The sequence below is a fragment of the Streptomyces sp. NBC_00385 genome, from assembly GCF_035917155.1.
GTDB classification, from domain to species: Bacteria; Actinomycetota; Actinomycetes; order Streptomycetales; family Streptomycetaceae; genus Streptomyces; species Streptomyces poriferorum.
The window spans coordinates 8239365-8265941 of the sequence record NZ_CP107951.1 but is presented as its reverse complement, the minus strand read 5'-3'; the positions used below and the strand labels follow the sequence as shown (position 1 = coordinate 8265941).

General features: G+C 72.6%; 22 protein-coding genes and 1 pseudogene. 10 read left to right on the top strand and 13 right to left on the bottom strand.

From position 1 onward, the window contains the following. Nucleotides 1–51: 51 nt before the first annotated feature. The 4 genes from OG959_RS36545 to OG959_RS36530 all read right to left on the bottom strand — a co-directional run bounded on the left by OG959_RS36545 (nucleotide 52) and on the right by OG959_RS36530 (nucleotide 5540). Entirely contained in the window at nucleotides 52–1107 is a 1056-nt protein-coding gene (locus tag OG959_RS36545) for an ABC transporter permease (protein WP_326665476.1), read from the bottom strand. Continuing rightward, complete coding sequence (locus OG959_RS36540; protein WP_326665474.1) at nucleotides 1100–2155, bottom strand: ABC transporter permease; 1056 nt, start codon at nucleotides 2153–2155, stop codon at nucleotides 1100–1102. Before OG959_RS36540 ends, OG959_RS36545 begins: the two co-directional genes overlap by 8 nt. After that, a complete protein-coding gene (locus tag OG959_RS36535) occupies nucleotides 2152–3681 on the bottom strand; it encodes a sugar ABC transporter ATP-binding protein (RefSeq protein ID WP_326665473.1) in 1530 nt (509 codons plus the stop codon). The genes OG959_RS36540 and OG959_RS36535 overlap by 4 nt, the downstream gene beginning before the upstream one ends. 611 nt (nucleotides 3682–4292) lie before the next feature. Next, nucleotides 4293–5540, bottom strand: a complete 1248-nt coding sequence (locus OG959_RS36530; RefSeq protein ID WP_326665472.1) for a cytochrome P450 — start codon at nucleotides 5538–5540, stop codon at nucleotides 4293–4295. Nucleotides 5541–5796: 256 nt separating this feature from the next. Here OG959_RS36530 and OG959_RS36525 point away from each other — a divergent pair, with 256 nt between their 5' ends. The 5 genes from OG959_RS36525 to OG959_RS36505 all read left to right on the top strand — a co-directional run bounded on the left by OG959_RS36525 (nucleotide 5797) and on the right by OG959_RS36505 (nucleotide 11975). Next, nucleotides 5797–6060 carry a hypothetical protein gene (locus OG959_RS36525; RefSeq protein WP_326665470.1) on the top strand — a complete coding sequence of 88 codons (264 nt, stop codon included), beginning with the start codon at nucleotides 5797–5799 and terminating at the stop codon, nucleotides 6058–6060. A 66-nt stretch (nucleotides 6061–6126) separates the two neighbouring features. Further along, nucleotides 6127–7323, top strand: a complete 1197-nt coding sequence (locus tag OG959_RS36520) for a radical SAM protein (protein WP_326665469.1) — start codon at nucleotides 6127–6129, stop codon at nucleotides 7321–7323. After that, nucleotides 7320–8693: an MFS transporter gene (locus OG959_RS36515; RefSeq protein WP_326665467.1), complete on the top strand. Its 1374-nt coding sequence runs from the start codon at nucleotides 7320–7322 to the stop codon at nucleotides 8691–8693. Before OG959_RS36520 ends, OG959_RS36515 begins: the two co-directional genes overlap by 4 nt. A 40-nt stretch (nucleotides 8694–8733) precedes the next feature. Then, complete coding sequence (locus OG959_RS36510; protein ID WP_326665465.1) at nucleotides 8734–10866, top strand: prolyl oligopeptidase family serine peptidase; 2133 nt, start codon at nucleotides 8734–8736, stop codon at nucleotides 10864–10866. Continuing rightward, nucleotides 10863–11975, top strand: a complete 1113-nt coding sequence (locus OG959_RS36505) for a glycosyltransferase (protein WP_326665463.1) — start codon at nucleotides 10863–10865, stop codon at nucleotides 11973–11975. The genes OG959_RS36510 and OG959_RS36505 overlap by 4 nt, the downstream gene beginning before the upstream one ends. A gap of 9 nt (nucleotides 11976–11984) precedes the next feature. On the opposite strand, the gene OG959_RS36500 is transcribed toward OG959_RS36505, so the two are convergent. The 6 genes from OG959_RS36500 to OG959_RS36475 form a co-directional block, all read right to left on the bottom strand. Then, nucleotides 11985–12596, bottom strand: a complete 612-nt coding sequence (locus OG959_RS36500; protein ID WP_326665461.1) for a GAF domain-containing protein — start codon at nucleotides 12594–12596, stop codon at nucleotides 11985–11987. Further along, nucleotides 12593–13444, bottom strand: a complete 852-nt coding sequence (locus OG959_RS36495; RefSeq protein ID WP_326665459.1) for a S8 family peptidase — start codon at nucleotides 13442–13444, stop codon at nucleotides 12593–12595. The genes OG959_RS36500 and OG959_RS36495 overlap by 4 nt, the downstream gene beginning before the upstream one ends. Next, nucleotides 13441–16512, bottom strand: a complete 3072-nt coding sequence (locus OG959_RS36490) for an AAA family ATPase (protein WP_326665457.1) — start codon at nucleotides 16510–16512, stop codon at nucleotides 13441–13443. The genes OG959_RS36495 and OG959_RS36490 overlap by 4 nt, the downstream gene beginning before the upstream one ends. Before the next feature lie 89 nt (nucleotides 16513–16601). Beyond that, nucleotides 16602–16811 (bottom strand): aroma-sacti cluster domain-containing protein, encoded by a 210-nt coding sequence (locus OG959_RS36485; protein ID WP_219568169.1) that lies wholly within the window; start codon nucleotides 16809–16811, stop codon nucleotides 16602–16604. Further along, the gene (locus tag OG959_RS36480; protein ID WP_326666818.1) at nucleotides 16804–17490 is read right to left on the bottom strand and encodes an iron-containing redox enzyme family protein; all 687 of its coding nucleotides are present in this window, start codon (nucleotides 17488–17490) and stop codon (nucleotides 16804–16806) included. The genes OG959_RS36485 and OG959_RS36480 overlap by 8 nt, the downstream gene beginning before the upstream one ends. Nucleotides 17491–17492: 2 nt before the next feature. Then, on the bottom strand, nucleotides 17493–18542 hold the full coding sequence (locus OG959_RS36475) for a radical SAM protein (RefSeq protein WP_326665454.1): 1050 nt from the start codon (nucleotides 18540–18542) through the stop codon (nucleotides 17493–17495). Nucleotides 18543–18948: 406 nt separating this feature from the next. Here OG959_RS36475 and OG959_RS36470 point away from each other — a divergent pair, with 406 nt between their 5' ends. Then, nucleotides 18949–20841 (top strand): AfsR/SARP family transcriptional regulator, encoded by a 1893-nt coding sequence (locus tag OG959_RS36470; RefSeq protein ID WP_326665452.1) that lies wholly within the window; start codon nucleotides 18949–18951, stop codon nucleotides 20839–20841. A gap of 155 nt (nucleotides 20842–20996) precedes the next feature. Here OG959_RS36470 and OG959_RS36465 read toward each other — a convergent pair whose 3' ends face one another. Further along, a complete protein-coding gene (locus tag OG959_RS36465; RefSeq protein ID WP_326665450.1) occupies nucleotides 20997–22040 on the bottom strand; it encodes a helix-turn-helix transcriptional regulator in 1044 nt (347 codons plus the stop codon). A gap of 103 nt (nucleotides 22041–22143) precedes the next feature. Between OG959_RS36465 and OG959_RS36460 the strand changes: the two genes are divergently transcribed. From OG959_RS36460 to OG959_RS36450, 3 genes and pseudogenes are all read left to right on the top strand, one after another. Further along, on the top strand, nucleotides 22144–22335 hold the full coding sequence (locus OG959_RS36460; protein WP_326665449.1) for a hypothetical protein: 192 nt from the start codon (nucleotides 22144–22146) through the stop codon (nucleotides 22333–22335). A gap of 47 nt (nucleotides 22336–22382) precedes the next feature. Then, nucleotides 22383–22679: pseudogene (locus OG959_RS38810) on the top strand (DUF402 domain-containing protein); the annotation flags it as partial. A 171-nt stretch (nucleotides 22680–22850) separates the two neighbouring features. Further along, a complete protein-coding gene (locus OG959_RS36450) occupies nucleotides 22851–23228 on the top strand; it encodes an FKBP-type peptidyl-prolyl cis-trans isomerase (protein ID WP_326666817.1) in 378 nt (125 codons plus the stop codon). A 27-nt stretch (nucleotides 23229–23255) separates the two neighbouring features. Here OG959_RS36450 and OG959_RS36445 read toward each other — a convergent pair whose 3' ends face one another. After that, nucleotides 23256–23816, bottom strand: a complete 561-nt coding sequence (locus OG959_RS36445; RefSeq protein WP_326665447.1) for an SDR family NAD(P)-dependent oxidoreductase — start codon at nucleotides 23814–23816, stop codon at nucleotides 23256–23258. 33 nt (nucleotides 23817–23849) lie between these two features. On the opposite strand from OG959_RS36445, the gene OG959_RS36440 reads away from it, so the two are divergent. Beyond that, the gene (locus tag OG959_RS36440; RefSeq protein WP_326665445.1) at nucleotides 23850–24008 is read left to right on the top strand and encodes a hypothetical protein; all 159 of its coding nucleotides are present in this window, start codon (nucleotides 23850–23852) and stop codon (nucleotides 24006–24008) included. 553 nt (nucleotides 24009–24561) lie between these two features. On the opposite strand, the gene OG959_RS36435 is transcribed toward OG959_RS36440, so the two are convergent. Beyond that, the gene (locus OG959_RS36435; protein ID WP_326665443.1) at nucleotides 24562–26085 is read right to left on the bottom strand and encodes a catalase; all 1524 of its coding nucleotides are present in this window, start codon (nucleotides 26083–26085) and stop codon (nucleotides 24562–24564) included. Nucleotides 26086–26577 lie beyond the last annotated feature (492 nt).

Here is a 26577-nt window from a genome sequence, read left to right as displayed (position 1 = left end):
CTCCGCACTGGTGCGGCATCGGGAGCCTGCGGACCGGGCGGCGCCCGGCATTCAGGAGGTACGGGGCGGGGGCGGGACGACCGTGGCCCCGGTTCTCCTGCGGGCCCGGGACTCGGAGACCTGGCGGCCGACCCGGGGGGCGAGCACCGAGATCACCAGGAGGACGCCGGTGACCACGATCTGGGACTGGGCGGAGACGTTGATCAGGCTCATGACGTTCTGCAGTGTGCCGAGCAGCAGCACACCGGCGACGGCTCCGCCCAGGGTCCCCTTGCCGCCGTCGAAGTCGATGCCGCCGAGCAGCACCGCCGCGATGACGGACAGTTCGAGGCCGGTGGCGTTGTCGTAGCGGGCGCTCGCGTAGTGCAGCGCCCAGAAGACGCCGGTCAGCGAGGAGATCAGTCCGGTGGTCACGAACATGGACAGTCTGAGCCGCTTGACCCGGATGCCCGCGAACCTCGCCGCCTCCTCACTGGCGCCGGTCGCGAACAGCGAACGGCCGGTCGGTGTGGCGTGCAGGACCACGACGGCCACGGCGAGCAGCACGGTGAAGGGGACGGCGGCGTACGGGATGAAGGTGCCGCCTATCCGGCCCGCGCCGAAGTCGAGGTACTGGGTGGGGAAGTCGGTGACGGAGTCGGAGCCGAGGACGATCTGTGCGATACCGCGGTAGGCGGCCATGGTGCCGATGGTCACGGCGAGGGAGGGCAGTCCGAGCCGGGTGACCAGCACTCCGTTGATCAGACCGCAGACGACACCGAGCAGCAGGCACAGCGGAATGATCGCCTCGATCGTCATGCCGGCGTTCCACAGCGCGCCCATCACCGCCCCCGACAGGCCTGCTGTCGAGCCGACGGAGAGGTCGACCTCTCCGGAGACCACCAGCATGGTCATGGGCAGGGCGATCAGGGCGATCGGCAGGGTGTTGCCGATCAGGAACGAGAGGTTCAGCGCGTTGCCGAAGTTGTCGACGAAGGTGAACGAACAGATCAGGAGCGTCAGCAGCAGGGCGCCGACGGCGGTGTCCCAGCGGACCGCTCCCCCGAGGCGGGCGAGGGCCGGTTGCTGAACGGCGGGGGCCGTGGCCTTGGTGGTGGTGTCAGGCATGGCGGGCGCTCCTCGTCCGTGCGGCCTTCTTGCGCAGCGCCGCGGCCACCCGCAGGGCCAGGATCCGGTCGGCGGCTATGGCGAGCAGCAGCAGGAAGCCGTTGATCGCGGTGACCCAGACCGAGCTGACGCCGATGGCCGGGAGCACGCTGTTGATGGAGGTGAGCAGGAGGGCGCCGAGGGCGGCGCCGTATACGGTTCCGGAGCCGCCGGTGAAGGCGACTCCGCCGACGACGACGGCGCTGACCACGGTGAGCTCGTATCCGTTGCCGGTGGCGGAGTCGACGTTGCCGAAGCGGGCCAGATAGAGGGCTCCGGCGAGACCGGCGAGTGCGCCGCACAGGACGTACGCCGTCATGATCCGCGCCCGGACGGGAATGCCCGCGAGCCGGGCGGCCTCGGGGCTGGAGCCGAGGGCGTAGAGGTCGCGTCCGCTGTGGTAGCTGCGCAGGTAGTACGCGACGCCGGCCAGTACGGCGGTGGCGAGCAGGGCGAGGTAGGGCAGTACCCAGATCCCGTCGTGGCCGAAATCGACGAAGCCGGCGGGCAGTGCGTCGGCCGTGATCTGGCGCGAGCCGACCCAGATGGAGTCGATGCCACGGACGATGTAGAGGGTGCCCAGGGTGACGACGAGCGCGGGGACCTTGCCCAGGCTCACCAGGGCTCCGTTGAGGACGCCGAAGAGCGCGCCGAGACCGACGGCGACCAGGACGGCGACCAGTGGACTGCCGCCGTCCCGGAGATGGATGCCGGCGGCGAAGGCGCAGATGCCGAGGACGGAGCCGACCGAGAGGTCCACGTTGCGGGTGATCACCACGACTGCCTGGCCGGTGGCGACCAGGACGAGGATCGTCGCGTTCAGCAGCAGGTCCTTGACGCCCTGCTCGGACAGGAACGCGGTGTTGGAGAGCTGGGTCGCGCCGAGCATCAGGACGAGGACGAGGACGACGGCCAGTTCGCGGGCCTTGAACACCCTGTCCACGAGTCGCCGTGCGGCGTCGGGCGGGGGTGCGGGCTGCTGCCGCACCGGGTCTGCGGTCACGGTCATGCCGCGGTCCTTCCTCGGTCGGCGCGGCCGGTCGCCGCAGCCATCACCGCCTCCTCGGTCGCCTCGGATCCGGGGATCTCGGCGGTCAGCCTGCCTTCGTGCATCACCAGCACGCGGTCTGCCATGCCGAGGATCTCCGGCAGGTCGGAGGAGATCATCAGCACCGCGACTCCCTGTGCGGCCAACGAGGAGAGCAGCCGGTGCACTTCGGCTTTGGTCCCGACGTCGATGCCCCTGGTCGGCTCGTCCACGATCAGCACCTGCGGGGAGGTGGCCAGCCACTTGGCGAGGACGACCTTCTGCTGGTTGCCTCCGGAGAGCGTGCCGACGACGTGGGCGAGCCGCGCGTACTTGACCTGGAGCCTGACCGCCCAGTCCACCGCACGGTCGCGTTCGGCGGCGCGGTTCATCAGACCGGCGCGTGTGGTCGTGGCGAAGCCCGTGAGGCCGATGTTCCGCTCGATGGACATGTCCATCACCAGGCCCTGGGCCCGGCGGTCCTCGGGTACGAGGGCGAGGCCCGCGGCCATCGCCGCGCTCGGAGCGCCCGTGCGCAGCTTCCGGCCGAGGACCTCGACTTCACCGCCGTCGAACCGGTCGACGCCGAACACGGCGCGCGCCACTTCGCTGCGGCCCGCCCCGACCAGCCCCGCCAGGCCCACGATCTCGCCTCGCCGGACTTCGAAGGATACGTCCGTGAAGACACCCTCTCGGGTCAGCCTGCGTACTCCGAGGGCCACTTCACCGATCTCCGTGCGCTGCTTCGGGTAGAGCTCGTCCAGGTCGCGGCCGACCATCCGGCGTACGAGGTCGTCCTCGCTCAGCCCGTCGAGCGGTTCACTGGAGATCAGGGCGCCGTCGCGCAAGGTGGTGACACGCCGGCAGAGCGCGAAGATCTCCTCCAGACGGTGCGAGATGAACAGCACCGCCGCGCCTTGCGTGCGGAGCGTCCTGACGACGCCGAACAGCCGGGCGACCTCGCTGCCGGTGAGAGAGGCGGTCGGCTCGTCCATGATCAGGACGCGGGCGTCGAAGGAGAGAGCCTTGGCGATCTCGACCAGCTGCTGGTCGGCGATCGACAGCCCGCGCGCCGGCCGGTCCGGGTCGAGGTCGACGCCGAGGCGTTCGAACAGCTCCGTTGCGGCCCGCCGGACCGCACGGTGGTCCACCCGGCCGAAGGAGCGGCGGGGCTGACGGCCCACGAAGATGTTCTCCGCGACGGTCAGGTCGGGGAAGAGCGTCGGCTCCTGATAGATCACGGCGACGCCGGCGTCGCGGGCATCGGCCGGGCCGTGGAACCCCACGGGTCTGCCGTCCAGCAGGACGGTTCCCGTGTCGGGGCGGTGCACACCGGCGAGCACCTTGATCAGCGTCGACTTGCCGGCACCGTTCTCACCGGCCAGGGCATGGGCCTCTCCGGCGTACAGCCGCAGGGACACGCCGCGCAACGCCCTTACGGCACCGAAGGACTTGCTCACCCCCTCCAGCGCGAGTACCGGGGTCGTCTCCGGTTCGGGGTGCTTCATGGCTGTTCTCCCGTGCTTGTGGCGACCAGAGGGCTCGTCATGAAATGTTTCAGTGGAGTAGCCGGGAAGCTAGCCCCGCCCCGATCAACACGTCAAGAGGTGTTCCGCGTTGAACATCACGAAACGTCAGGAGGCCGGAGAAAACGTTGTCAGCCCACAGTGGACTGCCGGGGCGTACCCACGTGGACGGATCCGGACCGGCGACGACACGATCCGGCAACCGCACCCGCCGCCAGGCGAAAAGCCTTGACTCCTCATGCGTGGGCCGTTAATTTCACCACGCGGGATGAATCGATTCACCAACTGCCTGAGTTGCGAGCTGAGTTACGGCCTGAGTTACGGCCGCTCAAGGTGGGCAAGCCGATGCCGGCGAAGGCCCGGGTCCGGCGCCCGTAGGAACCCCGTCCGGAGGCGCGGCGTCACCGGACGAGACGTCCTGGGGCCTGTCGTCAAACTGCCGTCGTCGCCCGAAGGCCGGCAGCGCGGCGTCAGGTGCGTGCTCTCGGCGTGCCGGCTCCAGGTCCCGGTACTGGACGTACCGGGGCCTGGGGCCGGTGCGGCGAGAGTGCGTGCATGGCGTCGCGCGGCAGACGGCAGTCTGACGACAAAACCTAGGCGGGACCGCAGGGGAGCACGGGCAGTGCGGCCAGACGGCGGTGCAGATAGCCGCCGCCCCAGGTCAGTTCGTCCAACGGCACGGCTGGGGCAAGCCGCTGCCAGCGGCCGAGGAGGGTGGTCAGGGCGATCGTGAGCTCCAGCCGGGCCAGCGCCGATCCGGGGCAGTAGTGCGGGCCCAGACCGAAGGTCAGGTGGCGGCTCGCGGTGCTCCGGTCCGGATCCAGCGTTCCGGGGTCGGCATGGCAGCGGGGGTCGTGGTTGGCCGCCGCCACGGACAGCAGGACACCGCTGCCCGCCGGAACGACCGTGGACCCGAACCGGACATCCTCCAGCGCCACTCGCTTGGTACTGAAGGGCCCCGGAGTGTCCCAGCGCAGCAACTCGTCCACCGCGCGCGGGATCCGCCCGGGTTCCTCCCGCAGGGACCGCTGCACTTCGGGGTGGTCGAGCAATGCCACCACGCTCATACCGATCGCCTGCACGGTGCTGTCGAAACCGGCCAGCAGCAGCATCGCCAGGAGGGAGGCCACTTCGTCCTCGGTCGCACCGCCCTGCTCACGCCATGCGGCAAGTACGCGGGAGACGACATCATCACCCGGCGCGGCGGTACGGAGGGTCATCGTGGAGCGCACGAACGCGTCGATCCGGGCGACGCTCTCCTCGATCGTGGCGGCGGTGCGGCCCGCCTTGTCCGCGAGGCAGGCGACCGGTTCGTACAGTGCGGCCCGCTCCTCCTCCGGCACGTCGAAGACCTCGCACAGCGACCGGAAGGCGAGCGGGCGCGCGAAGGCGTCCATCAGCTCGACCGGGCCGTCACCGCGGGCCGCGTCGGCCGCGTGGAGGAGTTCGCCGGCGGTTCGCTCGATCCGCTCGCGGTGGGCGGCCATACGCGCCGGAGTCAGAGCCGGTGTCGCCAGGCGGCGGATCCGCGTGTGATCGGGCGGGTCGTAGTTGACCAGCGTCAGGTCGAGTGCGCGGCGGCGCACGCCGGGGTCGGGAACACTGCCGCCGCTCAACGAGAGCCGTGGGTCCCGGAATCCGGCCCGCACGTCCTCGGCCCGGGTCACCAGCCACACAGGCCGTCCGGCCGGCGTCCTGACGCGGGCCACGGGACAGGTCTCCCGGATGCCGGCCAGCGCCTCGGCCGGCCGCTTCAGAAAGCCGGCTCCGAGCGGCTGCGGCAGCGGCTGCTGCCCTGCCGACGCGGGCGCGGCAGCCGTGACGGCGGGTTCGGTGTCCATCCGGAGGCGTCCTCTCGCGGTCGCGGAGTGTGCTGGGGGCACCCTAGGAACGGCCGGTTGCCCGCCGGTTCGCGCCCGGTGGGATTGCGGTATGCCCGCGCCGCCGCCGCACCGGCTCACCCACGCGCCGACCAGGACGATTCACCGCGGGACAACCGGCTGCGAACCGGTCCCGAACCTCCTGCTCCTAGCTTCCTGGCGGTCGGCGCAGCGCCGTCGTCCGTCGTCCCGATCGCCCGTCGTATGGAGGACCAACATGGCCGAGAACGTCGAGCCCAACGAGACCCCCGCCGAGGACGCCCCCGAGGTCGTCGCACACGTCGAGGCACCTGTCGGCTGGTGCGGCATCCACCAGGAGGTGGCCGAGGAGCCCGAGGTCATCGCGCACTCCGAGGCGCCTGTCGGCTGGTGCGGTGTGCACCAGGAGGCGACCGAGACCGAGGAGCCCGAGGTGATCGCGCACTCCGAGGAGGGCGAGGACACCCCGTGGTGCGGCGTCCACCAGGAGCAGAACGCCTGATCCGGTCAACCGGCCGGTCCTCCCCGGCCGACCCGCTCATGCCACCACCCCGACCCGGAGGTTGCCGTGCCCGGTACGCAGTCTGTCGCCGTCCCCGCCGCCGGGGCCCGTCTGATCCAAGCCGACCGGGGGTGGTGGTTCCTCGGCGCCGGCGGATACGCGCTGATGCGGCCCGGCCAGGTGGGCCAGGACGGCACCCTGCGGCCCTCGGCGGAACGCTATCTGCGCGAGGCGGGTCTGTACGACGTACGGCCCTACACCTCGTACTCGCTCACCGTGCTGACCAGCACGGACTGCAACCTCGGTTGCGGCTACTGCTTCCAGAACACCGCGCAGGATCCCAAGGGCGGCAGCCGGCCGCCGCGGATCCAGCACGCCCGCCTGACGCCCGAAGCCGTGGGACAGGTACTGGACTTCACCCGCGAGCGCATGGACGCGGCGGGGATGGACCGGCTGGCGCTCCTGCTGTTCGGCGGTGAGCCGCTGCTCAACCCGCGGGGCTGCCGCGACCTGCTCACCCGAGCGCGGGAGCTGGGCCCGCTCACCGCGTCGATGACGTCCAACGGCACCCTGCTGACCCCGCTGATCGCCAAGGAGCTCAACGCGGCGGGTCTCGGTTCCGTCCAGGTGACCTTCGACGGCGACCGGGCCGACCACGACTCCATCCGGGTCAAGCGCTCCGGGGGCGGCACCTTCGACGTCATCGTCTCCAACATCGCGCGTGCCATCGAGAAGACCTCGCTGCGCTGGATGCTGCGGGTCAACGTCTCCCATCTCAACCGGCACGGCGTGGACGAGCTGGTCGAGCGCCTCGGAACCCGCCTCGATCCGGCCCGCTGCGGCATCCACTTCGCGCGGGTCGGCGACGTCGGCGTCGGTTACGCGAACAACCTCCTGCACGAGGAAGGCCTCGTCGGCGACTTCGTCCGCTGGCACGCCCGCGCGCTGGAACTCGGCTTTGCGGTGGCCCGTCCACGTGCCCATGTCCCCTGCCAGGCCTGCTCCTTCAGCGACGGACGTTACGGAGCGGTCATCAACGCCGATGGTGTCCTCGCCAGTTGCTGGGAGACCGCCGGCAAGCCCGGCATGGAGGTCGGCACCCTCACCGACGGCTATATGGCCGCCGAGCAGACGGAGGGCCGCTGGGTCAGCTGCCACGACCACTACCGGTACGACGAGGAGGCGGCGGTCCGCGCCACCTTCCAGGACCGGGTCGACGCCGGTGTCCTGGACTGCCTCAACGCCGTCGGACGGCTGGGATGAAGAGCGCCGGCATCCTGCGCACCAACCCCGACTTCCGCCGGTACTGGCTCAGCTCTACGCTGTCCACGCTCGGCTCCCAGCTGTCGTTGCTGGCCTTCCCGCTGCTCGTGCTGTCCATCGGCGGAAGCGCCGCCCAGGCCGGCACGGTGGCGACCTGTTCGATGGTGACCCGGACGCTGTTGCGCCTGCCCGCCGGCCAGTTCGCCGACCGGCTCGACCGGCGCATGATCATGGTCGGGACCGATCTGGTGCGGCTCGTGGCGCTCGCCAGCATTCCGCTGGCGTCGGGACTGGGAGAGCTCGGCCAGACGCATCTGCTCTGTGTGGCCATAGTGGAGGGCGCGGCCACCGCGCTCTTCTCCCCCGCGGCCACGATCGCCGTACGCGACGTGGTGCCGGAGAAGGATCTCACCGACGCGCTGAGCCGCAGCCAGACCGCCATGGCGTCGAGTTCGCTGATCGGACCGTTCCTCGGCGGCTGGCTGTTCACCCTGGACCCGATCCTCCCGTTCGCGGTCGACGCGGCCTCGTACGGGGTGTCCGCGCTGCTGCTGCTGCGGATGGGCACGCTGCCGTCCCAGAAGGTCCCGGACACCGAGCGCGACAACCGGCTCACCGCCGGGCTGCGGTGGCTCACGCACCAGCGGGCGCTGCTGGCCGCGCTGCTCTTCGCCGCGGGCATCAACATCGTCTCGGCGGCGGCCCAGACGACCATGGTCGTCTCCCTGCGCCAGAGCGGCGCCGGCGGGACGGCGATCGGAGCGGTGATGGCCTGCGCCGGCGTCGGGGGGCTGCTCGGCGCGGCCGCGGCGCCGTGGCTGATCAAGAGGAACCCGGCCGGCCGGATGTTCCTGCTCATCGGCACCGTCTGGGCACTCGGACTCGCCGTCTTCTCCGCGACCACGCAGCCCTGGGCGATCGGCCCGGTCCTGGTCGTGGTCGTCTTCTTCAGCCCTCCGGCCGGCATCGTGGTCGGCCGCGCCATCCTCGTACTGGCGCCCCGCGACCTCCTGGGCAGGGTCAGCACGGCGACCGGGCTGCTGATGGCCGGCCTCGCCTCCGCAGGACCGGTGATGGCGGGTGCGTTCGTGGACTCCATGGGCGGAAGCCGCACCTGGCTGGTCCTGGCCGGCGCCGCGGCGGTGGTCACCGTGGTCTCGTCGGTGCCGCTGCTGCGCGAGACCAGCCTGGACGCCACCGGCGACGGCGACCACGCAAGCGCGAAGGACCGCGACGACTCGGACACCGTCGGGCCTTCCGAGCGGCCGGCCGGCGAACCGCGGCCCGAACAGGCCGCCCCTGACGGCACGAAGCCCGTGGGACTGATCCCGGCACCTCCCGCACCGCCCCGGGCCACCGGCGGCAACTGACCCCGCTCTCCACCGTGACCGTCCTCCCAGGAGTGCCGCGATGACCGTGTCCCCGCCCCGTGACGCCGGGCCGACGCCGGCCCGGCCCGCCTACCCGGCCGCTCCCCGCAGCGGACCGGTGGAGCTCGTGCACGGACAGCCCGTGGCGGACCCCTACCGCTGGCTGGAGGATCCCGAGGACCCCGCCACCGTCGCGTGGAGCGCCGCCCAGGACCTGCTCCACGCGCGGGAGCTGGCGCGCTGGCCGGGCAGGGAGGCTCTCCGCGAGCAGATGGCGGCGCTGCTCGCCGGCGGTGGCAGCGGTCCACCGGTGGTGCGCGGCGGGCGCGCGTTCCATCTGCGCAGGGAACCGGGGCATGAACTGGCCGTGCTCGCCGTACGGGAGAACGGCAGGACCCGGGTGCTGCTCGACCCGCTGGAGGCCGACCCGTCGGGCACCACGGTGCTGGATGCGTGGGAGCCCTCGGGGGAGGGCGACCTGGTGGCCGTGCAGCTGTCCTGCGGCGGTACGGAGAACTCGGTGCTGCGGGTGCTCGACACGCGGACCGGCGAGGTGGTGGACGGGCCGGTGGACCGGGTCCGCCGCTCCCCCGTGGCGTGGCTGCCGGGCGGCCGGGCCTTCTACTACGTACGCCGGCTGCCGCCGCGGGAGCCCGGCGGTGCGGGCCGTCACCGCCGCGTGTATCTCCACGAGGTCGGCACCCCGGACGGCCGGGACACGGAGATCTTCGGCGCCGGGCGGCCGGAGACCCAGTACTACACCGTGGCCACTTCGCCCGATGGCCGGCTCCTGGTCATCGGCGCCAGTGAGGGCACCGCGCCGCGCACCGACCTGTGGACCGCCGACCTCACCGTGACCGGCGCGGACCGGCCCGCACTGCACCGCTTCCAGCACGGCACCGACGCGCACACCGCCGTCCGCCTCCGGCCGGGCCGCGGACCCCTGCTGCTCCGGACGACCGCCGGCGCCCCGCGGGGCCGGATCGCCGCGGCCCCTCGCGACGCCACGGACCCCGGTCGGTGGCGCACCCTGGTCGGCGAGCAACCCGGCACCGTGCTCCAGGACTTCGCGGTCCTGGACGGCCCGGCACTGGACCGGCCCCTGCTGCTGGTCTTACGGACCCGGCACGCGGTCGGCGAGATGACCCTGCACGACGCACGAACGGGCGCCCTCACGGGGACGGTGACCCTGCCGGGGACCGGATCGGTGTCCCGCCTGACCACACGTCATGAACCGGGGCACGAGGCTTGGTTCGCGTACACCGACCACCTCACCCCCAACGTCGTCCTGCACTACGACGCGGTCACCGGGCGCCTGCGCCCCTGGCCGGATGACGCGCCGGCCGGATGGCAGGCCGGCGGTGTGACCGTCACCCAGGAGGTCGTGCGTTCCCCCGACGGCACCGACGTGCGCATGTTCGTGATGTCACCCACGGGCCGTCCCGACCGGCCCCGCCCCACCGTCCTCACCGGGTACGGCGGCTTCGGCGCTTCGATGACCCCCGGCTTCACTCCGCAGGCGCTGCCGTGGGTGCGCGCGGGCGGCGTGTACGCGGTGGCCTGTGTGCGCGGCGGCGGCGAGGAGGGCGAGGAGTGGCACCGGGCCGGGCGGCGCGAGCACAAGCACAACACCTTCGACGACTTCGACGCCGCCGCGGACCATCTGCTCCATGCCGGATGGGCCGCGCCCGGCCGGCTCGGCGTCCTCGGCAGCTCCAACGGCGGCCTGCTCGCGGGCACCGCGCTGACCCGCCGTCCGCAGGCCTACGCGGCCGTCGTGTGCGCGGCGCCGCTGCTGGACATGGTGCGCTACGAGCTGTCGGGGATGGGGGCGAGCTGGCGCGACGAGTACGGCAGCGCCGAGGACCCCGACGCCTTCGCGCGGCTGCTGGCCTACTCCCCGTACCACCGGGTGCGCGAGGGCGCGCGCTACCCGGCCGTGCTGCTGGCCGTCTTCGACGGCGACACCCGCGTCGATCCCGCGCACGCCCGGAAGATGTGTGCCGCCCTGCAGTGGGCCGGCACGGGTGACGGGCCGGTGGTACTGCGCACCGAGCGCGGCGTCGGTCATGGCACGCGCGGTGCGTCACGCAGCGCCGGCCTGTACGCGGACGTGATGGCCTTCTTCGCCCGCTACCTGGGCCTCGACCTGACGGGGGACGTCCCGGTATGAACGTACTTCTGTGCCCGCTGAGCGACCCGGGCTACCTGTACCCGGCCCTCGCGGCCGGCCGGGAACTGCGCCGGCGCGGCCACACCGTCCATGTGCTCGCGGGGCAGCGGGCCGACGCGGCGGTCGACGCGGCGGGCCTGGCCCTGTCGGCCGTCACGGACCCCACTGCCCTGTCGGTGACCCACTGGACCGTCCGCGGCCCCGAGCAGCACACGGCGGTGGCGCGTGCGGTCCGGCGGCTGCGGCCCGACGTCCTGGTCACCTCCGTGCTCTGCCACGGCGCGTTGGTGGCCGCCGAGAGCGCCGGACTGCCGGTGGTGGTCCTGGGGCTGGCGGCGTACCTGTGGCCCTACCGCACCGGGCCGGCGGACGAGTGCGGTCGCGCGTGGCGGCTGACGGAGACCCTGAAGCACTACGCGTCGGTACGGGAGGCGGCCGGTCTCGCCCCGCGGCGCGACCGGTTCGCGGACACCCCGCTGCTCGGCACCGCCTTCCTGCTGCGCGGGCACCCCGCCCTGGAGGTACCCGGTGCCGAACTGCCCGGGAACGCGGGGCATGTGGGCCCCTGCTGGTGGGAGCCGAATCCCCGGGCCGCACAACCGCTGCCGGATTCCAAGCCCCTGGCCTACGTCCATCTGGGCCGTACCTTCGGCGGCACCAGCCTCTGGCCGCGGCTCAACGCGGCCTTCACCTCGGGCACCCACCGGGCCGTCGTGGAACTGGGGCGGTCGGGTGCCCCGGAGGCCGCAGCGGACGCCGACCTGATCGTGGGACGCCGCCGCTGGATGGGGCCGCTCGTGGAGCGGAGCGACCTCGTCCTGACCAATGCCACGTCCGCTCCCGTGCTGGCCGCGCTCCTGCACGGCAAGCCGCTGCTCGTCGCCCCCAACGGCTCGGAGCAGCAGGTCCTCGCCGCCGGCTGTCTGCGCGCGGGTGTGGCCCGCCGCCTCCCGGAGCCCGGTGCCGGTGCCGAGTCCCTGCGTGCCGCGGTCCATGACACCGCCCGCGACCTCGGGTTGCGTGCGCGCACGGAGGAGGTGGGCGGCCTGCTCGCCGACGGCAAGAGTGAGGCGCGTGCCGCCGACGCCGTGGAATCCGCGGCACGCTGACCCCGCGCCTCAGCTCCCGTGCGGCCCCTGCGGCGGCATCCCGTCGAGGAGCACGTCCCGCAGGGCCGTCACGAGCTCCAGGCTCCGCTCCTGCACCGCCGACGGTGTCGCGTCACCGCGCCGCTCGGCGACGACGGCGAGAGCGGCCGCGGCCTGGCGTGCGAAGAGGGCGAGCAGGTCGAGTTCGGAGAGGCTGGACCGGGACTGCTCGACGGGATCGAGCACTTCGAGCACACCGAGCACCCGGTCCCGGTGGGCGAGGGGCGCCGCCATCAGCGCGTCCGGGACGTACCCGGTCGACTGCGCGACGTCCCGGGCGAACATGCCCTGGTTGCGCAGGTCGTCCGCGACCATCGGCTCGCCGGAGACGAGCACCCAGCCCGCCAGCCCGCGGCCGGCGGGGAACCGGGAGCCCACGAGTGACTCCTCGCCCTCCCCGGCCACTGCCTGGAAGACCAGTTCGCCGGCTTCCTCGTCGTGCAGCAGGACGGAGCTGGCCGCGGCTCCGAAAATGGCCCGCGCGGTCTCGACGACGGACTGCAGCAGATCGCGCTCCGCGCTGCCGGCCCGTGTCGCGGGGCCCGCGCCGGTGGCGGGGACGAGGCCGTGGGACTGGCTCATGATTCACCTCGGGTTCCTGGTGCGCCGATCCGCACGTTCGCGGCGGAGAGGTACAGCGCGTGCTTGATCTGAAAAGGCGTCAACTTCGGTCTGCTGCCGAGCAGTCGCGCGCACATCCCGCTGATGAAGGGCGTGGCGAAGCTGTTCCCCGTGGTGCGGATGGTCCTGCCTCCCGTCCAGGCCACCTGCACGTTCTGGCCGGGCGCGAAGAACTCCACGGGCGGTGCGGGGTTGTAGAGGAAGAGCCCGGAGTCGTCCTCGCGGTGCGTACCGACGGAGATCACGGACGAGAACCGCCAGGGGAAGCTCTCCACCGGGGTGTTGTGGGCCGATGCCACCAGCGTGGTTCCGGTGAAGAACGCCTGGTCGGCCAGGGACCGCAGGGTTTCGAGGAACTTCGGGCGCGTCGTGGACAGGCTGAGGTTGACCACGTCGAAGCCCTGGTCGACGGCCCAGCGCAGTCCGGTGAGCAGGGCGTCGCCGCTGCCGGTGAAGCCCTCCCCCAGCACCCGCACGCTGTACAGGTCGCAGCCCGGCGCCACCCGGCGGACGATTCCGGCGCACGCCGTTCCGTGCCCGCATCCGTCACCGGTGCCGTCCGGCAGCGGACCGCTGTCGACGACGTGCAGGCTCCCGTCGGCGGCGGGTGCCACCTCGTAGGAGCCCTGCACGGGGCCGACCGAGGGGTGACCGCACTCCACCCCGGTGTCGACCACGCACACGCGTACGCCCGCGCCGTCCGACCATGCCGACGGGTCGGCGGGCGGGGTGTCCGCGAGCAGGGCGAGGTCCTCGGGAGTCCGGTCGCGCAGGCTCCAGGTGAGCCCTCCTGCCGTCCCGGTGGTCATGGGGTCCTTCCTTCCGGCCCGGCCCGGCGGCCGGTGCTCCGGGCCGCGGCCGCGCTGTCGTCGGCGAACGCGGCCGCGCGGTCCGCGCCGAGCCGGTGCCCCTTTGCGGCGAAGTGCTGCTGCGCCGTGCGGGCCGCCCGTGCCGCGTCACCGTGCAGGGCCAGCGCGCGCAGCGTGTGGGCGAGGTCGAGGGCCGCGGTACCGCGGACCACCGGGGAGTCCGTGTCGGCTGCCGCGGCGGTCGCCCGGCTCGCGCCCGCCCGCGCCGCGGCAGGCTGCCCGGTGAGGGCGAGGGCGCGGGCCCGCAGCCCCTCCGCGTCGGCTGACTCCGCCGGAGGCAGACCGGTCTCCTGGGGGTCCGGCAGGGCCAGCGCCGGTGCCGGATCCCCCCGGTCCAGCAGGATCCGGGCCCGTTCGCGGGCGATGCCGGGCAGTGCGCCCGTGGCACCGAGGTCACGGCCGGCGCGGGCGGCCTCGTCCAGCAGGGTGAGCCTGCGGTCCGGGGTGCCCGTCAGCGCCTCGACCTCGGCGGCGAACAGCGGGACGAACAGCGCGCTCTCGGCGTAGCCGAGGCCGTCGGCGAGCCGCGCCGCCTCGGCCAGCCTCTCCCGTGCTTCGTCATGGCGGCCCTGCAGGGCCAGGAGTACGGCCAGCGGGCAGGCCAGGGTGGCGCGGACGGTCGGCCGGCCGGCGCCGTGGTCGGTCAGCAGTTCCTCGCAGCGTGCGACGGCGCGCCCGACCGGGGTCGGGCCCCGCCACAGGGAGATGCCGACCGCGCCGAGCGCCAAGGCCCGTTCGGGTTCGGCGTCGGCGCGGCCGGCGTGGTCCAGGGCCTGCCGCAGCAGCGCCTCGGCCTCGGCGTGCCGTCCCTGCCGCTGCCGGTCCTGGGCGATACGGACGCAGGCACGTGCGATGCCCTGGTCGTCACCCGCCACCGTGAAGAGCGCGAGGGCCGCCTCGGCCACCTCGGTCGCGGCCCCGTGCCGGGGGTCCAGGGCCGTCAGCGCGAGCCGGGCGTGGGCGGCGCCCAGCCGGTCACCGGCCCGGTCCGCCGTGTCGAGCGCCCCCGCCAGCAGTTCCCTGCCGCGCACCGGCTCACCGCGGGCGACCTTCGTCTCGCCGAGCCGGCGGGCGGCCTCGGCGGCCGCGGGTTCGCCGGGAGCGGCCAGGTCCAGACCCTGCGTCAGGAGATCGTCGGCCCACGGCAGGTCGGAGCGCGCCAGCGCGGCCGCGCCGGCCCGGATGAGCAGGCCGGCGGCGCGCGTACGCAGCACGTCGGTGTCCGCGTCGCGCATCCCCAGTTCGGCGAGCAGACGGTGGGCCCGGGCCAGGTGGGTGCCGACTGCGGCGTCACCCGCCTCGTGCCGGAGGAGGACGCGGGCGGCGTGCTCGTGGCGCCGGGCGCGTACCTTCTTGGCCATCCCCCGGTAGGCGGTCTCCTGCACCAGGGCGCTGCCGAAGCGGAGTACGGAGCTCATGGCCAGGGTGCGGCCGCCGGGCTCGACGAGGCGCCGTCGTACGAGGCCGCGCAGCAGCCCCGCGGCGGATCCGGCGGGGCAGGAGTCCTCGGTGTCGGCGAGTTCCGTCAGGTCGGCGGGGCGGAACTCGCGCCCCAGGACGGCGGCCAGCTGGAGCAGGGTCCGCTCCTCGGGCGGCAGTGCGTCGATCCGGGCGCCGAGCAGGGCGTGCACGGTGAGCGGCAGGTCGTCGCACTGGGCCGCCACGGCTGTCAGGTGTTCCAGGTACAGCGGATTGCCCTCCGCGCGGTCGAGGGCGCCCTCCAGCACTCCCTGCCGGTGGGCCGCCACCTCGATCAGTTCACCGGCGAGCAGGGCGGCCTCCTCGCGGGTGAGCGGCGTGAGCATGAGCGAGGAGGAGCGCATCCGGCCGCTGCCCCATCCGGGGTGGGCCTCCAGCAACTCGGGACGCGCGGCGCACACCACGGCGACGGCCGAGCGGTCGAGCTCGTCCAGCAGCCGCTCCGCCATGTCGAGCAGCGGCGCGGACGCCCAGTGGCAGTCGTCCAGTACGAGCACCACGGGCCGCTCGCGGGACAGCCCGTCCAGCAGGCAGGCCAGCGCCATGAGGGTGTCGTCGGCCGACGGGCTGGGTGTGCCGTCAGCGAGCAGACCGCTCCGCAGCAGGCGCAGTGCCTGCTCGGCCTCGATCCGCTCGTGCACCGGCAGTCCTGCGAGCCCGGCGTCCTCCCCGACGGCCGCGAGTACCTGGCGTACCGCTTCGGCGAGGGGTGACAGGGTGCCGGTCTCGCCGTACGGGCGGCACCGGCCCTCGCCGTACGCCGGGCAGTCCCGCAGCCACTCACGCAGCAGGCGCGTCTTGCCGAGGCCCGCCTCGCCGTAGACGGTCACCAGGTGCGAACGGGGGTCCGCCGTCAGTTTGCGCAGCAGCAGGCGGAGTTCGGCCAGTTCCTGCTCGCGGCCGATGAACGGGGTGTCGAAGCGGCGGACCCGCTCCGGGTCGTCCTCGTGCAGACCGACCAGGCGGCGGGCCGGGACGGGGGCGTCGACGCCCTTGAGGGACAGCGCTCCGGCGGATTCGGTGACCGCCGAGGGTCCGGCGGCGCGCAGGGTGGCGGGCCCGATCAGGATCTCGCCCGGGCCGGCGTGCTGCTCCAGCCGGGCGCCGATGTTCACTACCTCTCCGGAGACCAGGGCCTGCCGGGCAGTGGGATCGACGCTCACGACGACCTCGCCCGTGTTCACACCGATGCGGACGGCGAGCCGCACCCCGTGCTCCCGCTCCAGTTCGGCGTTGAGTCCGTCGAGGCCGGTGATCATCCCGCGGGCGGCGGCCAGGGCCCGATGGGCGTCGTCCTCGTGGCGCGCGGGGACCCCGAAGACGGCCATCACGGCGTCCCCGATGAACTTCTCCACCGTTCCGCCGTGTTCCTCGATCCGGGCCCGCATCAGCGCGAAGTACCGGAGTGTGACCGTGCGCAGGGTCTCCGGGTCGAGCCGCCCCGACAGGGCGGTGGATCCGACGAGGTCGCAGAAGACCACGGTCACCACCCGGCGTTCCTCGGCCGTCGCGGAACCTGCCACGGCCACGCAGGCGGTTCCGCAGCCGGGGCAGAAGGCCGCACCGTCCGGTGGTGGCTCGGGGCACCGGGGGCACTTCATCCGTAGGGCCCCGGTCATCAGAACAGCGCTCCGCCGGCGATCTCGCTGTGCGCCTGCACCTCCGGCTCGGCCGCGTCCAGCCGCTCCTTCAGGCCCAGCAGCAGGGTCAGTTCCTCCGCGCTGAGGTCCTGGAGCACCTCGCGCTGCTCCGGTGACAGGCTGTGCAGCGGGAACCCGGCGTCCTCCAGTGTGCGGAGGCGGTCGCGATCGTGCGCGTGGTCAGTCATGAGCGCTCTCCGATACGTGGGGTGCCGTGGCGATGCGGTCGAACAGCTCGGCGAGGGCGGTGACCGTGTGCAGCGCGCTGACGGCGACGAGGGAGCGCCGCGCGGGGTCCAGCGGCAGCCGGCCGATGAGCCGGTCCAGGTCGGCGCTGTGCCCGTCGTCGAGGTCGGCGTGGAGGCGTACGGTCTCGAACGCGGCCTGTGGCAGTCCCGTCTCGCGTGCCAGCCGTCCGGCCAGACCGGGTGCCGGAGCGTTGCCCTCCAGTACGGCGATGTAGCCGAGCAGGGCCACGGGATGGCTGTGCTCGATCCAGTAGTACTGCGCTCCCACCAGGGCGGCGACATGGGCGGGCGGAACGGAACCGGTCAACTCGCTCGGCGCCGTCCCGGACGCCTCGGCGTCGGTGAGCAGCCAGTCGTCGTGGCCGCGTTCCTGCTCGGCGTGTTCCCGCAGATAGCGCGCGAGGGGCGGGGCCAGCGGGTCCTGCGGCAGCCTCTCGCACCGGGCTGCGGCCCGCTCCATCAGCGGCACCGAGGCGCGGATCACCTGGTGCATGGCGCGCAGGTAGTGCCGGTACCGGCCGGGGAGCCCTGCGTCGGAGCGCCACATGCGGGCGGCGGCGGACCTCAGCACGGGCTGCACCAGGGACAGTTCGAGTCGCAGGCTCGCCGCGGCAGACATGTTCACGCGGGAGCCTCCTCGTCGACGGGGCCGCCGAGCAGCACGAGCGGCGCGTACGGCTCGCTTCCGTACCGCCGCATCAGCACCTCGGCACCCGCATCGCGCTGGAGCCGGGCGCCGAGTGCGTCCATCGCGCCGGCCGCGGGGCGGGATCCGGTCCGTTCCGCGGCGGCCAGCGCCTGGGGCCGCCGCGCCAGGCCCCGGCAGTCCGCACAGGAGGCGACGCCTGCGGTACGGATGGTGCGCAGTACGGGTGAGTCCTGGCAGCGGCGCCGTATCCGCGACCAGTCGTCCGTGGCGATGTGTCCCAGGCGCAGATGCCCGGGCACCGGGCGGGTGTCCACCACGCCCTGGTTGCAGCAGGCGGTGACGGTGCCGTCGAAGGCGACCACCGGCCAGGCCGCCATCGCGCAGGGTGCCGGCTTCGCCCCGCTGCCGCCGGCCTGCGCGGTTCGCGCGGCCGCCCAGCCCGCTGCCCGGCCCACCGGCCGGACGTGATTGACCAGTACGGCCGCCCGGTCGCGGAACTCGGCCCGTATGGACGCGGTGACGTCCGCGAGATACGGGTCGTCCACCGAACGGCCCACCACGTGAAAACTCACGTCGATTCCGCTCTCCATGATGAGATGCACCGCGCGGAATGCCGCCGCCCGCGGAACTTCACGTTCGTGGAATACGTCGATGCTCGCCGAGAAGTGGTCGACATGGCCGAGGGCGCGCATGATGCGGTCGGGAACGCGCCCGTCGGCCGCGAAGAACATGCCGCTGAGCACGGAGGTGCGCGTCCCGGCCGAGGCGGCGAGCGCCGCGAGTTCGGCGACGAGCGCGGGCCGCAGCAGCGGCTCACCGCCCGTGAGCATGAGGACCTCGGGACGGTTGCCGGCGGTGAACCCGCCGACGAAGCCGCGCAGCGCCGCGGCCGGGGTGTCGTCTCCCTGTGGCCCCGACGATGTGGAGCAGTGGGCACAGCTCAGCGGGCACCGCCTGGTGAGGGTGGCGAGCAGCCCGGCAGCCGGAACCGGACGCAGCTCGATGATCTCCGCCAGTCGCATCGCGTCACCTCCGTCGGTCAGCGGGACAAGCGGCGCCAGGGTGCGCGGGAGCGGTTCGGTCGCGGTTGGCGCCGGGTTGGGCTCCGGTACGCGGCGCAGGGCCGGCCGGGTGTGCGGGGTACCGAACCCGGCCCGACGGTTCGTCCTGTTACATGCGCCTATGGCCGCTCTATCCCGGCGGGTGCGTTGCTGCATGCACCTTGAGCCATCCTCGACCCCATGGCCCCGCCTCCACCTTGTGACCATGCTGTGAAGAACGGAAGGAATTCCCTCGAATTCCCGACGTTTTCACGGCTCCTCGCGGATTCGCTCACCCCCCCGACCGCACCCCGGAGGCTTTCGTGCACGCAATTGCTCTCTCTTCCCCGAATTCCGACGACACCGGCTGGGGAAGGGGTTGAGGAAAATGACCGACACGTTCACCGAAATCCGCACCGGAGAGGCGGATCCCGGGATTCCGCGAGCACACGCGGGCAAGGCCGGTACCGGTGCCGGTGCCGCCCTGCTCCGCATCGACCTTCTCGGCCCCCTGCGAGCCTCCCGCGGCGGTCTGCCTCTGCCGCTCGGCCCGCTCAAGCAGCGTCTCGTCCTGGCGGTTCTCCTCACCCGTCCGAACACACCGGTGTCGCTGGAGGAACTGACCGATGCCCTGTGGCCGGACGATCCGCCCCGCACGGCCCGCAAGAACCTCCAGGTGTACGTCTCGAACCTCCGCCGGGTACTCGACCCCGGCGACCTCGGCCGACTCCGGCACGGCCCCGGCGGATACGTCCTGCACCTCACCGCGGACGAGTGCGACAGTCTGCAGTTCGACGAACTGGCCCGGCACGGCGATGCCGAGCTGCGCGCGGGTGCGCCGAACCGGGCCGCCCTCCTGTACCGCCGGGCCCTGGACCTGTGGCGGCATGCGCCCTTCAGCGATCTCGCGGCCCGAGCCGATGTGCTGCGCGCCGCCGTGGAACGGCAGCACACCCGCCGGCTGGCCGTGTACGAGGCATGGGCGGAGGCGCAGTTGGAGACCGGCGAGCCGGCCCCGGTCGCCGACACCGTGGACGAGATGGTGAGCCGGCACCCTCTGCGGGAACGGCTGCGGGCTGCCCAGATCACCGCGCTGCACCGGGTCGGCCGCAGAACGGAGGCGTTGGCCGCGTACGACGACTGCCGCCAGCAGCTCTCCCGGGAACTGGGGCTGGAGCCCGGTACGGCACTGCAGTCGGCCTACCGCTGTCTGCTGGAGAACGCCGCCCCGTCCCGGCCGCGCGGCGGCCCCACGGGGTCCCGGCTGCTGCCGCCGGACCTCGCCGACTTCACCGGGCGGGCGCGGGAACGGGAGGCCCTCAGCGCACAGCTGGGCTGCGAGGGCGGGCCTCCGGTGCTCCTCACCGGACCGGCCGGCATCGGCAAGACGGCACTCGCCGTGCAGGTCGCGCACCGCCTCGCCGCCCGCTACCCCGACGGTGTGGTCGCCACCCGGCTGTGCGCCGAGGACGGGTCCACCCGTCCGTGGTCCTCGGTGCTCGCGGAGCTGGCCCGTTCCCTGGGCTGCGCCGAACGGCTGCCCCCCGACCGGGAGGAGGCCGCCACCGTCTGGCGGTCCTGGCTGTCGGGGCGCCGGGTGCTGCTGCTCCTGGACGACGCACCCGACGCCGCCGCCCTCGGCCCGCTGCTGCCACCGTCCGGCCCCACCGCTGCGCTGGTCACCTCCCGGAGCCGGCTGCCCTGTCTGGAGTCAGCGCACCGGACCGAACTCCCGCCGCTGTCCGCCGATGAGGCGGTGCATCTGCTCGGCCGCATCATCGGCCGGACCCGGCTGGCCGCCGAGTACGGCGCCGCCGAACGTATCGTCGCCGCCACCGGGTTCCTCCCGCTCGCCCTGCGGGCCGGCGGAAACCGCCTCTCCGTGCTGCGCCACATGCCTCTCGGGCAGTACGCGGACCGCCTCGAGGACCCTTCGGAGGCGCTGGACGAGCTCTCGTCCGGCGGCCTCGGGGTCCGCGCCCGTCTCTCCGGTGCCTGGGCCCGGCTGCCCGGCCCCGCCCGTGTCACCCTCCGCGCCCTGGCCGCGCTGCCGGACCCCGCCTTCTCCCTCCCGGCCGCCGCCCGCGCCCTGGGCCTGGACGGACGGGAGACTCAGCGCGCCCTGGAGGGCCTGATCGACGTCGGCGTCCTGGCTCCGCCGTCCTGTCCGGAGGTGACCGCGCACCGGGGTGCGGACGCGGAGCCCGTGCGCTATGAACTCCCCTGGCTGACCCTGCTGTTCGCACGGGAGCAGGCGGCCGGGCCGGGAACACGGTGCTAGGACCGCGCCGGCCGGCCCACGCCGACGCCGCCGTATCCGCGCGTCCTCGACGGACCGGGCGCGGGGGAGCCTCCCGGCCGCCTCCGGCCCGACCGGCGGGAGTGGCACCGGCGCCGTCCGCGTCCGGTCGGGCGCGGACGGCCGCGGTGCGCGGTTCAGGCGCCGCCCGGGGCCGGGGCGGAGGACTGCACCCGGGCCAGATAGCCCGCCTGGAAGCGGCTGGCCGCACCCAACTGCTCCATGATCTCGGCGATGTGCTTGCGGCAGGTGCGCAGCGACATCCCCAGACGCCGGGCCACCATCTCGTCCTTCATGCCCTCCGCCAGCAGCCGCACGATGGCCTGCTTCACCTCGTCCCGCGCCGAACTCTCCGTCCAGGCCGGATGGTAGGGCTCGGCCAGCGACCAGGTGTGGTCGAAGGTGGCGCACAGGTACGCCACCGTGGACGGCTCGTGGATGACGATGGCCGCGTCCAGATCGTCCTGGTGCGGGATGAACACCGTCTCCCCGTCGAAGGCGACCATGCGGCCGAACAGTTCGCTCATCGTCCTGATCTCGGCGCCCTCGTCGGTCATCCGCCGGGCGTACTCCTGCGTGGGCAGATGGTAGCGGGCCGTGTGCTGGTACAGCGTGCGCATCCGCACGCCGCGGCGCAGCATGTCCCTGTCCTGGATGAACGCCTGCTCCAGCAGCGTCGGGGAACGGCCCCCTCCGGGGTGACAGGTGCGGACCTCCTGCCGGCACCTCATGGTCGCCTCCGTGATCATGCCCACGACCGTCTTCAGGTCCGTGACCTCCGTCAGCGGCGGCCGCCCCTGCCACCGGCGCCGGCTCTCCGCATAGAACGGCGTCAGAAGGGCCAACTCACCCCGGAGCTGGTCGATCTCGGCGAGCTGCCTGCGGAGCCCCGCCTCCTTCGGCGCGACCAGCGCGGCGATGGCCGCGTCCGGGGCCACCGGCACCAGCCGGTCGGAATCCTCGGGCAGATAGCGCAGCAGCAGCAGTCCGGTCAGGGTCGCCACCGCCGAAGCCGCACATCCCTCCGTCAGCCCCAGTGTCGCGCCCAGCGTCTTCGCGTCGCACGATCCCTGGTCGCTCACCCAGCGGAACACCCGGACGGCGTCCTCCGACAACTGCGTGCCCGACACCGTCCTGCCGACCGCCCCGCCAAGACCCGGTAACTGGCCGTCCTCACCCATGGCGCCCACCCCTCATCAGCCAGATGGCTCCGCCCCCGCCCGTACAGATGTCTATTGTTCAGATGCGCGGTAGATATTCCCAGACCCCCTGGAAGGAATCACCGTGGAACGCACCAAAGGGGCAATCACCCTGCTCCTGGGACTCCTCACACTGCTTCTCAGGGGCCGGGTCCGCGCCCGGCGGCAGCGTGCCGGTGGTGACGGGGGTACGGCCCGCGAGGTGCTCAACCAGCCTCCGCGACCGTTGCGCGGGGACGATGACGACACACCGGCGGTGCCCACACCCCACTGGTGACCGGCCGGCGCGATTGCCCCGCACCCGGCGGTTGTCGCGGGCGCCCGTTGCCCCGACGATGGGCAGGAGTGCCGCCACGGACGGGAGAGCGAGTTGACGGACCCCTGGGTCGCTCTGGCCGCCGACGCCAGCCCCGGCCGCCGAGTCCCAGCTCGCACTCGTCGCCCCGCGGTCCGCAGACCGAGCCGGGCGATGTCTTCATGGAGCACTACTGGCGAGATCGCTGGTATGCGATCAAGGAAGTGCGTTCGTCGGACGGCGCCCTCTAGGGTTGGTACTGCGACATCACCCGGCCGAGCGTCCTGGACGGCGGCGAGCTCCGCGTCGAGGACCTCGACCTGGACAGGCCCTGCCTCTCCGCTCCGCCCCTATCGCCAGGACCCACCGGGCGTGCCGCGTCCTCGGTACGGCCATGGCGAGGCCCGAGGACGCGGCACGCCCGGTCACGCCCGCGCTGCGCCCCGTGGGGTTTGATGTACGTCAGTCCGATTCCGGCGGAGAGTAAAGAGGCTGCGATGAGCGAACCGGCGAAGCCCGAGATCGAACGTCCGGAGGGTGATGCTCCGCAGGAACTGACCATCCGGGACCTCGTCGTCGGGGACGGGCCCGAGGCGAAGCCGGGCAGAGTGGTCCGCGTTCACTACGTCGGGGTCACCTTCGAGTCCGGAAGGGAGTTCGACACCTCCTGGGAGGGGGGCCGGCCGTTCAAGTTCGCCGTGGGTGGTGGCCGGGTCATCAAGGGCTGGGACCGGGGCATCAGGGGGATGAAGGCCGGCGGCCGGCGCGAGATCATCGTTCCCCCGCGCCTCGGCTACGGCAACCAGTCCCCCTCGCCGTTGATCCCGGCGGGTTCCACGCTCGTCTTCGTGGTGGACCTGCTCTCCGTGGCCTGAGGAAGGGCTGCTTCTCCCGTTCGCCGGTCAGACGCGTGGGCCGAGGAAGAGACCGCCACTCGCGTCGATGACCTGGCCGGTGACCCAACGAGCGGCGCCGGACGCGAGGAAGGCGACCACGTCGGCAACGTCATCGGGCCCGCCGAGCCGGTCCAGCGCCGTCTTGGCGGTGATCTGTTCGGTGAGGCCAGGCACGCCGAAGACGGCTCCGTTGGCCGGCGTCCTGGTTGCTCCCGGAGCGACGGCGTTCACCGTGATCCCCCGGGCCCCGAGCTGGTTGGCCAGCGTTCTGCTCATCGTCTCGACCGCGGCCTTCGTCATCGCGAAGGACGTCTGTGCCGAATGCGCCATCCGGGTCGCCACCGACGAGATCGTGATGATCCGGCCGCCTTCGGGCATCAGCTGCAGCGCGCTCGATGATGAAATACGGCGCTCGCACGTTGACCGCGAACAGATGGTCGAACTGCGCCCGGGTCGTCGTGCCGAGCGGGCCTGCCGGCGGGGCCGCCGCATTGTTGACAAGGACGTCGAGCGGCCGGCCAAGGCGTCCTCGACACCGGCGAAGAGCGTCTCGACGTCGTCGTCCACGCCCAGTTCGCCCGGCATCTGGACAGCCAGTACGTGCTGCAAGAGGCCGTCGTCGACGCGCTCGGGGAAGACACCACGGATGCCGACGCCGCGTTCCGCGCCCGGGCGGCCACCAGCGCCTGCCTGGCCGCGATGCACACGGCGCTGACACGCTGGGCCGAGGACGACGGACGGACGAACCTGCCGAACTGATCGCGCGGGCGCTCACCGCCTCGTTCGGCGACGTCGCCGGTGCCACCGACGAGAGGGAGTGAGGCGGCCGGGCGTGGAACGCCGGAAGCTGTCACCGCACTCGGCGCACGGCAGGAAGGCCCCCGTCGCACCCGCCCGTACACCGGCCGCCGGAACTATGGCTGTCCCACCGCATACGCCAGGCACATGTGGAATGCCACGTACGAGCAGACCGGCTCCGCTCGGCGCAAGGGCGCGGCGTTGAACCGGCGGCCTCGCGGCCGGCGCGGACACGAGCCTCGGCTTCCAGGGCCCGCCGGGCACGGGCGTCGCACCAACCAGTGAGCTGCACCCACTCCTGACACGGCAGGAGAGCAGCGGACGACCGAGCACGCCGAGTGGCACGCCCCGGCTCGGGTGACGAGTCCGGGACGTGCCGTACGCAGGGGGGCGGCTGTGTGCGCGAGACGGTGGGGCAGGCCACCGACGAGAAACCTCCCACCCGTCAGCGGCCGCCACCATATGCGCACGTGCGCCGGCTACGGCAGGCGTGGCAAACCCGCCGACCGTCACGTCAGGCTTTCGCCTGCATGTCGCGTCGCGCGGGGTTGCCCTGCTTCGCGGCCTTGGGGTCCTTCTCGTCGGCCTTGGCGCGCACTCCCTGCTCGATGCGCTCGCCGATCGACTTGTCGATGCGGGACCAGTAATCGAAGGCTCGTCGCAGAACGGGTTCGGTGACACCGTTGAGGAGGTGGCCGATGACATTGTCCACCAGACGATCGCGGGCCGCGTCGTCCAAGACCTCGCGCACCATCGTGCCTGCCTGACCCCAGTCGTCGTCCTCGGCGTGCGAGACGTAGGCGGCCCGCGTGATGTCCCCGTCGGCGTACCAGCTGGGCGGACTGCCGTAGCGGTCGGTGTCCGCCGCGGGGCCGCCCTTGGAGTTCGGCGCGTAGACAGGATCCGTGGTCTTGCGGTACGCCATCGCCCCGTCCTTCGAGTACGTGTTCACGGGGACGACCGGCGCGTTGACGGGAAGCTGCTGGTAGTTGGCGCCGATCCGGTACCGGTGCGCGTCCGCGTACGAGAACAGCCGGGCGAGCAGCATCCGGTCCGGGCTGGGGCCGATGCCGGGCACGAAGTTGTTCGGCTGGAAGGCCGCCTGCTCGATCTCGGCGTGGTTGTCCGTGGGGTTGCGGTCCAGCGTCATCCGGCCGACCTCGATCAGCGGATAGTCGCTGTGCGGCCACACCTTGGTCAGGTCGAACGGGTTGAACCGGTAGTCCGCTGCGTCCTCGTACGGCATGACCTGAACGTGCAGAGTCCAGCTCGGGTAGGCGCCGTCACGGATGTGCTCGAAGAGGTCCCGGGTGTGGTAGTCCGTGTCCGCCGAGGCCATCTGGTCGGCCTCGTCCTGGGTGAAGAACTCGATGCCCTGGTCCGTCTTGAAGTGGTACTTCACCCAGAAGCGCTCGCCCTGCGCGTTGATCCACATGTAGGTGTGCGAGGTGTAGCCGTTCATGTGGCGCCAGGTGCGCGGGATGCCGCGGTCGCCCATGAGCCAGGTGACCTGGTGGGCCGATTCGGGCGAGAGGGACCAGAAGTCCCACTGCATGTCGTGGTCGCGCAGGTTGTTGTCCGCGCGGCGCTTCTGGGACCGGATGAAGTGCTGGAACTTCATCGGATCCTTGACGAAGAAGACGGGGGTGTTGTTCCCCACCATGTCGTAGTTGCCCTCGCTGGTGTAAAACTTCACCGCGAAGCCCCGGGGGTCACGCCAGGTGTCCGGGCTGCCACGCTCGCCCGCGACCGTGGAGAAGCGGGTGACCAGGTCGGTCGTGGTGCCGGGCTGGAACACCGCGGCCTTGGTGAAGGCGCTGACATCGCCGGTTACTTCGAAGTGCCCGAAGGCGCCGCTGCCCTTGGCGTGCGGCTGCCGTTCAGGGATCCTCTCCCGGTTGAACTGCGCCATCTGTTCGATCAGATAGGCGTCCTGCAGCAGAATCGGGCCTCCCGGTCCGACAGTGAGCGAGTGTTCGTCGCTCTCCACCGGGGCCCCGGAATCAGTGGTGGTCGGCTCGGGTGAAGCGTCGGTCATCGGTCTGCCCTCCATCATGTTGGCTCTTGCTGGAACCGCTCACACGGTCACACCGGAACAGCGAGAAGAAGTCGCGTCAGTCCGACTAGCCCGGATTCAAGGGTGTCAAACCTGGATGAAGTATCACTTCTATTCGCCGGTGCCACCCCTCCGGTTCCCTTCCGGTTCCGCGGCAACCGCCCCGGCTGCGAGGCGTGTGCCCCGCCCGGCGGGGAGTGGCTCACGCAGTGTCGCCGGCCGACGACGGACGGCGCTTCCGGCCTCCTGCCGTTCGGCGCGGGAACCGCCTGCCCCCTGCGCCCACAGGGCCGGTCGCCGGGGTCCGGGAGCCCCGATGAGCTCCCTCGCCCGTCGGAGGTGGATCCGGGCCTGGCCGGCGGGTCCGCCCGCGCACTCCGGCATCCGCCCCGGAGCTCACTGCCCGGTTGCCCGGGGCGGGCACGCTCGGCCGAAGGAGTGCATCGGCCGCAGCCAGGGCCTGCCTGCCCGCCT